The sequence below is a fragment of the Pseudoalteromonas prydzensis genome (assembly GCF_001661495.1).
Lineage (GTDB): Bacteria > Pseudomonadota > Gammaproteobacteria > Enterobacterales > Alteromonadaceae > Pseudoalteromonas > Pseudoalteromonas prydzensis.
Genome location: NZ_BDDT01000029.1, coordinates 1 through 7,784, shown reverse-complemented (window position 1 = coordinate 7,784; position 7,784 = coordinate 1). Strand labels below are relative to the sequence as shown.

5 protein-coding genes and 4 pseudogenes are annotated in these 7,784 nt (G+C 40.4%); 6 read left to right on the top strand and 3 right to left on the bottom strand.

Annotated features, from left to right (window positions below; genetic code table 11):
• Positions 1–185, top strand: a pseudogene (locus A7968_RS23390) (IS110 family transposase); the annotation flags it as partial.
• A gap of 87 nt (positions 186–272) precedes the next feature.
• On the opposite strand, the gene A7968_RS22725 reads toward A7968_RS23390, so the two are convergent.
• The gene (locus tag A7968_RS22725; protein WP_064668780.1) at positions 273–650 is read right to left on the bottom strand and encodes a hypothetical protein; all 378 of its coding nucleotides are present in this window, start codon (positions 648–650) and stop codon (positions 273–275) included.
• 112 nt (positions 651–762) lie between these two features.
• The gene (locus A7968_RS22720; protein WP_157586827.1) at positions 763–1,284 is read right to left on the bottom strand and encodes a P-loop nucleotide/nucleoside kinase family protein; all 522 of its coding nucleotides are present in this window, start codon (positions 1,282–1,284) and stop codon (positions 763–765) included.
• A 495-nt stretch (positions 1,285–1,779) separates the two neighbouring features.
• On the opposite strand from A7968_RS22720, the pseudogene A7968_RS23665 reads away from it, so the two are divergent.
• The 3 genes and pseudogenes from A7968_RS23665 to gloA form a co-directional block, all read left to right on the top strand.
• Positions 1,780–1,943, top strand: a pseudogene (locus A7968_RS23665) (endonuclease III); the annotation flags it as partial.
• Positions 1,944–2,053: 110 nt separating this feature from the next.
• A complete protein-coding gene (locus tag A7968_RS22715) occupies positions 2,054–3,964 on the top strand; it encodes an aminotransferase class V-fold PLP-dependent enzyme (RefSeq protein WP_064668778.1) in 1,911 nt (636 codons plus the stop codon).
• Between the two features lie 155 nt (positions 3,965–4,119).
• On the top strand, positions 4,120–4,518 hold the full coding sequence (gloA, locus tag A7968_RS22710; protein WP_064668777.1) for a lactoylglutathione lyase: 399 nt from the start codon (positions 4,120–4,122) through the stop codon (positions 4,516–4,518).
• Positions 4,519–4,670: 152 nt separating this feature from the next.
• Here gloA and A7968_RS22705 read toward each other — a convergent pair whose 3' ends face one another.
• Complete coding sequence (locus tag A7968_RS22705) at positions 4,671–7,544, bottom strand: M16 family metallopeptidase (protein WP_064668781.1); 2,874 nt, start codon at positions 7,542–7,544, stop codon at positions 4,671–4,673.
• Between the two features lie 102 nt (positions 7,545–7,646).
• Here A7968_RS22705 and A7968_RS23875 point away from each other — a divergent pair.
• Both A7968_RS23875 and A7968_RS23870 read left to right on the top strand, forming a co-directional pair.
• A pseudogene (locus A7968_RS23875) lies at positions 7,647–7,721 on the top strand (hypothetical protein); the annotation flags it as partial.
• Positions 7,714–7,784, top strand: a pseudogene (locus tag A7968_RS23870) (hypothetical protein); the annotation flags it as partial. The pseudogenes A7968_RS23875 and A7968_RS23870, both read left to right, overlap by 8 nt.

Here is a 7,784-nt window from a genome sequence, read left to right as displayed (position 1 = left end):
ATACCCATAAATCCTTCACTCAAGTCGCACTTTTAAAAGATAATCGGGGTGAAACGCCGATTTCTTATGGCCGTATTGATACTTCAAAATCCGCGCTGATTAAACTGGCTAAAAAAATTCAATCACAGTTTCCTAAAGCCACGCTTCATTTTATTTATGAAGCTGGGCCATGTGGATATTGGACAGAAATAATTTAGGACTATCGAGCTAAACCATTTCTATCAGATTAATAAAAGTATGTTGAAGCCTTGGACGTTTGTTATGCAGCACTCTTAATATGGTAAATTATCTGCCTCAACGCCAATATAATCAGGCTCAATATAACCTTTAAATTTAACTGCTTTTATGTGGCTTTCACCTAACATTAAAGCCTTGCAAACCCTATGCATTCCATCCATAACTCGTCCTTCATGGCACAATATGATGGGATAAGATAAATCGGTATTACTGATAAGTTTTGCATGTTCAACAATATCTCTACATGTTGGACGAACACCACCAAGATCGTACCAAAATTCTTCATCTAACTCTGATATTTCAGATAAAGGAATTTCTACTACTTCTAATTTTGAAGATAATTCAATTAATCTGAACACATCCCAAGACAAAATGCCTTTATTACTATTTCTTAAATGGTACTGCTGTCTCATATTTATCCTTTTGCTGCATAACCTTCCGTTAAAGGGCGCTTTGTGATCAACCAGCAAAACCCAATAAGCTCCAAACCAGAAATGCTAAACGTTTTTCGTCCCTTTGAATGACTTATTGTATGCAATTCCACACGCCCAACTTTTCAAGGAGTTCTGCAAATGAAGTTTCTATATTTTTACCAGCCGTATCGATTTTAATAACATCCGTTTTCCACGTGTCATAATGGCGATTTTGTACTTCTTGCCAAGTAAGACGTTGTAAATTTTCAACTTCATTGTGACGAGTGTTTACCCTTAATTCATGCTCACTACTATCAGAGCAACTAACTTCAATATTAACAAACTTGGCACCTACGCTCACAGCAACCTCTTGCCATTCACGTCGAGTAATTTCAATAGGATTACATGAGTCAGAAATACAGCTGATACCAAGCTCCAAATTATCCCTGATAATTTGGTAACCTAAACGATACCCCTCACTTTCCACTTTAAATTCGCAAAGATCTCTTAGCCCTTGCTCTACTGTATCAATACGCAGATATGACGATCGAGTTTCAGCTGCTAGCAACTTAGCAAGTGTTGACTTACCAGAAGCTGGCAAACCTGAAAAAATGTATAACACTGGACTTATCAATTTACCCTCCATCTTGCATATAACAATTTAATCAACGGATAAAATCCGTATTGTCTTTCCGTCTATCATTTCATTCGTTTTTTCATTCAACAATGATAAATGACTCAATTTATTCATAAAGTAAAACTGATCTCATATTCACTCTGTATAAAATGCGGAAATAACCCGTATAGTTCACCAAAGCTAACTAATGATGAAAGGCGGTGGATTTACTCAGTATCTAAAACTAACCGAAAACCGGAACTGTATCTCAGATACAGACCTAACTTTCGAACTAAAAATCCAATTGCTTTAATTTCAAACTATGCAGAGTTGGCAACATTTAGCATGAGAAAATATATGGAAAAAGATAACCATTGTAAAACTTGCAGGATTAGTGGCTAGCTCAGTTTGGGGCAAAAGTGAGTTAGAGCCGACTATATATGGCACAAATCAGCCTAGCCTTGTGCAATTAGATATATTTTATATCTACCTTTACTATCCTCCGACTAGCCTGTAGCAGTAGACACCCACATCGACCGCGTATCAAATCGTATCAAATTTGCGATGGGTAAAAATGTAGTTGAGGTGAACAAAAGCTTGAAAAAGTGATCACAAAAGAATTTAAAGTTGATGTGCACCACTGCCTCATACTCCATGGGCTTTACACCTGCGTGGCGTGTTAGTGAAACTGCCCAATTAATGAAACATTTTCAAAGTATTAATTTCACAAGTCTCAATCCTTTAGTTATGCTGTTGAGCATTATGAAATTTTATTGCGGGAATTCCTATGTTACCTATACTTCGTATCTTGTTGATTGAGCAAGACCCTACCACCTTGCAAGAGCTTTCTACTAATCTGTCGAAAACGATCGCTAATTTTGAACGCAGTGATATTCATATTGATATTATTGAACGCCTCGAGCTAAAACAAGCGTTGGAATCTGTTGAGGAAGATGGTGATATTCAAGCTGTGGTACTCAGTTGGGATCTAAGTAACAAAATTGGTGAACGCACCTATAGTCGTTTTATCGAGCAGTTAAAGGGGATCCGTCTCGAGTTGCCGGTTTATGTCATCGGCGACGACACGAAAGGATTGGAGATAGTCAACGAGTCGGAGGAAATTGAGTCGTTCTTCTTTAAAGATGAAGTGATTTCTGATCCGGAAGCAATTTTAGGGTATATGATCAACGACTTCGATGACCGATCAGAAACCCCATTCTGGACCGCGTATCGTCGTTATGTTGGCGAAGCAAACGATTCGTGGCATACACCTGGCCACAGCGGCGGTTCTAGCTTTAGAAACTCCCCTTATATCAAAGATTTTTATCAGTTTTATGGCCGCAATGTATTCGTTGGTGATCTGTCGGTTTCAGTCGATTCGTTAGGTTCATTATCAGACAGCACCAATACCATTGGCCGTGCGCAAGAGTCGGCAGCGGCGACGTTTGAAGTAAAGCATACCTATTTTGTTACCAACGGATCGTCCACCTCAAATAAAATCATCTTGCAGACACTGCTGCGCAAGGGCGATAAAGTGATTATCGATCGCAATTGCCATAAATCTGTGCACTATGGCATTTTGCAATCAGCCAGTTTTCCTATTTATTTGTCGAGTATTTTAAATCCAAAATATGGCATCTTTGCACCGCCGTCGTTGGCCGACATCAAGCAGGCAATTGAACAAAATACCGATGCTAAATTACTGGTGCTCACCGGTTGCACTTACGATGGCCTACTTAGCGATCTGAAACAAGTGGTCGAGTTTGCTCATCAACATGGTATTAAAGTGTTTATCGACGAAGCCTGGTTTGCTTACTCCCTTTTTCACCCCAGCCTACGCTATTATTCCGCTATTCATGCTGGCGCTGACTATGTTACCCATTCAGCGCATAAAGTGGTATCAGCGTTTTCTCAGGCGTCTTATATTCATGTAAACGATCCAGATTTTGATGCCGATTTCTTTCGCGAGATTTACAGCATCTACGCTAGCACATCACCAAAGTATCAGCTTATTGCGTCGCTTGACGTGTGCCAAAAACAATTGGAGATGGAAGGCTATAAATTACTCAATGCCTTGTTAAATCATGTGGACGAATTTAAACAACAGATGGCCTCACTCAAGCATATTAAAGTGCTTGGTAAGCAAGACTTTATGGAGATATTTCCGCACTTTAGTGGCGATAACATGGGCCACGATCCACTGAAGATCCTTATCGATATTAGCGAATTACCTTATTCATTAAAGGATATTCATAAATTCCTACTGGATGAGATTGGCCTTGAAATAGAAAAATACACTCACAGTACTATTTTGGTGTTACTGACGCTTGGCGGCACCCGTTCAAAGATCATTCGTTTATACAATGCATTGAAAAAGCTGGATAGCGGTAAGGTGAAGTTGGCAACATCAACGCGACGTTCTCGCTTGCCGGAGAATTTACCTGCTATAGACTTAGCCTGTATTCCAAGTGATGCTTTTTATGGCGAGCGCGAATCGGTGCCCATCAGCAAAAGTAATAACCGCATCTGTGCTGGTTTAGTTACTCCTTATCCACCAGGCATTCCACTGTTGGTTCCGGGCCAGCATATTACTGAAGAACATATAGAATACCTGAAAGAGTTAGCAGGACAAGGATTGACGATTCAAGGCAGTTTCGATGGCGAGATCTATGTACTTAAGGGCAAAGCTAACAAATAAAGGCAGCCTTTAATACTGTCTTATAAATACTAACGGCAATGATACTGTGATGCTCACAGAAATAATTTATAATCGTATCATTGATATTTTAACGGCACAGCAATAGTTACATGCACTGCTGTTAAAAATTTATGTGAATTTACAAGGGGATTTAAATGCGTTTACTACACACCATGTTACGAGTTGCAGATCTAGATAAATCTATTGCGTTTTACACGCAAGTACTGGGTATGAAAAAGTTACGTCGCGCGGACAACGAAGAATACCGTTACACACTCGCCTTTGTAGGCTACGGTGATGAAAAAGACAGCACTGTATTAGAGCTGACTTATAACTGGGACACTGACAGCTACGATTTAGGCAATGCTTATGGTCATATTGCGATTGAATTTGATGATATTTATAAAGCATGCGCTGATATCAAGGCTGCTGGCGGTAATGTTAGCCGTGAGCCAGGCCCTGTAAAAGGCGGCACCACAGAAATCGCGTTTGTAAAAGACCCTGATGGCTATGCTATTGAGTTAATACAGAAAAAAGACAATCACCAATTTTAAGTGGTAAAATCAGGTTAAGAAATAAAAAAGGTGCTTGGTGCACCTTTTTTGATTATTTCGTGATTAAATTTACTTAGCTATTTAGCCTCAGTAAATTCAATTTTACAGTAACTGAAATACGGCCACGAAGAAGACCGCAACATCAGTACTTATTAAAGCTTATAATCAAGCACTTTCATACCAAGCTTTTCAAGCTCAGGTTTAAGTGATTTAGCATCACCGACTACAACATACACCATTTCTTTAGTATTGAGATGTTTTGCGGCCAAAGCATTTATTTCTGATTTACTAATTGTACTGACGATTTTATTACGATCTTTGACAAAACTAGGCTGTAAATCATGCTCGAGTATTTGTGCTAAAAAGCCTAATTTGGCATTGGGTGTTTCATACTTCAAGGCATCTTTTTGGTTGATAGCTTGGCGCATAAAGTGAAGCTCTTCATCACTGATACCATTTTGCGCATAATTATTTAACTCATTGGTAAATTCCACAATAGACGCGGCAGTTGAATCTGCCCGTACAGCCGCTGATGCGGTAAACCCACCAGAAGTTGAATCACCCCAAAAATTAGTGCGTGCGCCGTAAGTATAGCCTTTATCTTCGCGAAGGTTTAAGTTGATGCGACTGTTGAAATTACCGCCTAATGCAAAATTCATTAGGTTTGACTTAAAGAACTCTCCGGTAATATCTTCAATCATATCGCGCTTACCAATGCGGATTTCTGATTGTGGTGCATCTGGCTTATCGACAAGGTAAATAACATTACCCGCAATATTTGGCTCAGCAAAAGTCGCTGTAGGAGCTGGCGCTTTACCTTGCCAATTATCAAGTGTAGCGGTTACTTTTGTTTGCAGTGCTTGCTGAGCTAAATCAGAAACCACAATCACTTCACTGCCTTGCGGTTTAAAGTTAGCGTTATAAAAACCTTTCACATCATCTAGGCTAATCGCTTCGATACTCTCGAGTGTGCCGCCATTAGGCAATGCGGCAATGCTATCGCCATACAATAACTTACTGTAAGCATTGCTCGCCAAATAACCCGCATCTTTAAGCGCGTGCTGAATGTTTTGCATACTTTGCTGCTTATTACGATTAAAATCTTCTTCGCTGAAAGCTGGGTTAAAGAGTTTTTCTTTAAGCAACGCAAGTGTCGCATCAAGGTTTTTAGTTAAGCTTGAAACAAATATATTAGTATGAGTGCTGTTTGCCGATATACGAATAGTGCTTCCTAACTTCTCAAGTGCCCCACTCATTTGTTCAGTGGTGTAGTTTTGTGTTGACTCACTCAATAGTGCTGCTGTTACTGTTGCCAACCCTACTTTTTCAGCTTGCTCACTGTATTGTCCACCGGGTACTTTAATTAATAATGAGGTAGTTGGTGTCTCTGTACTTTGAGTGCCTAACACTGCAATACCATTTGCTGTTGTTGCTTGCCATAATTTTGGTACCTCTACAGCAGGGTTAACACCAGCTGTAGGCTGTTTACTACGGTCAAAGGTATCAACTGCTTTACGGGCAACTAAATCATCGGCACTGGTTGTTGAAGGGCCACCAAAGTCATGTGAAATAGGTGTGAAGTTATCTTCTGCCGCAATAAGTTGACGTTGTCCCTCAGGCACAACACTCATGATCACTGCCGCTTTACCTTTTACATATTGATTAAATACACGCATTACATCAGCTTTAGTCACTGCGTTATAGCGTGCAAGATCATCCTGAATAAAATTTGGGTTACCAGTGAAGGTTTCAAATGCAGCTAACTGAGATACTTTACCTGCGACACTTTGTAAGCCAAAAATAGCGCCGGATTCGATTTTAGCTTTCACTTTATCTAAATCATCTTGAGTTACGCCACGTTGCTCAAACTCAGTAAATGAATCTCGAACAATTTTTTCAATATCAGCCAAAGTTTTACCTGAGGCAGGATTTGGTAAGGCATAAATACTTAATGAACACGCCAGCTCACGACACGGATGGCTAACACCCGCTTGAACTGCAAGCTGTGTTTTAACCAAGTTTTTATAAAGTAATGAGTTATTGCCACCGCCAATGATCTCAGCAAGAATATCAAGTGGTGCTTCATCTGCGGCACGAGCATAAGTGGTAGGGAAATTCATACTTAACAATGGTAAATGAACTTTATCTTCCATTGAAATATAACGATCGGCATCAAGAGTCACAGCAACTTTTTCGGCGTTAGTAACTTCAGGCCCACGCGGAATTGGGGCAAAATATTTACTTACTAACGGTAACACCTCATCCGCGCTGACATCACCACCAATGGTGATCGTTGCATTATTTGGACCGTACCAACGTAAAAAGAATGCTTTTAAATCATTTACGTTAACCCGATTTAAGTCGTCCATAAAACCAATTACAGGCCAAGAATATGGGTGACCATCTGGGTATAATGCTTGTGAAACTCGTTCATTTAAGCGGCCATAAGGACGATTATCAACACGCTGGCCTCGTTCATTTTTAACTGTTTCGCGTTGTACTTCAAACTTCTCTTGGGTTACTGCGTCTAATAAAAAGCCCATACGATCAGCTTCTAACCACAACATTTTTTCTAGTTGGTTTACAGGCACAGTTTCGAAGTAATTAGTACGGTCTGAATTAGTGGTACCGTTGAGTGTACCGCCCGCCTCAGTAATAATTTTAAAGTGCTCTTCATCCGCAACGTTTTCAGAACCCTGAAACATCATATGTTCAAAAAAGTGGGCAAAACCTGATTTACCTAACTCTTCTCGCGCAGAGCCTACGTGATATGTCACGTCTACATGTACTAACGGATCTGAATGATCTTCGTGCACAATAACAGTAAGGCCGTTCTCTAATTGATATTTTTTATAGGGGATACTGATCTCAGCAGCATTCGCCGCAACTGATTCAATTAAGGTAATGCCCGGGTAGGCAGATTGGACTGTACTCGCTGCTTCGTTGGTATTATTTACTGAGCTATTACTACAGCCAGCCAAACCCGTTGTCAGTAGTACCGCAACGGCAATTTTTGTTAATTTCATTTTATCATCCATTTTTTAATAACCCAGCGAGTTTATGGTTTTATTAAAAGTGGAACAAGCGCAGCTAAACAAACAATTGCAGCAATTTGTAACTAAGTGTGAATGAGCGGTCAGCGGTCAGCGGTCAGCGGTCAGCGGTCAGCGGTCAGCGGTCAGCGGTCAGCGGTCAGCGGTCAGCGGTCAGCGGTCAGCGGTCAGCGGTCAGCGGTCAGCGGTCAGCGGTCAGCGGTCAGCGGTCAG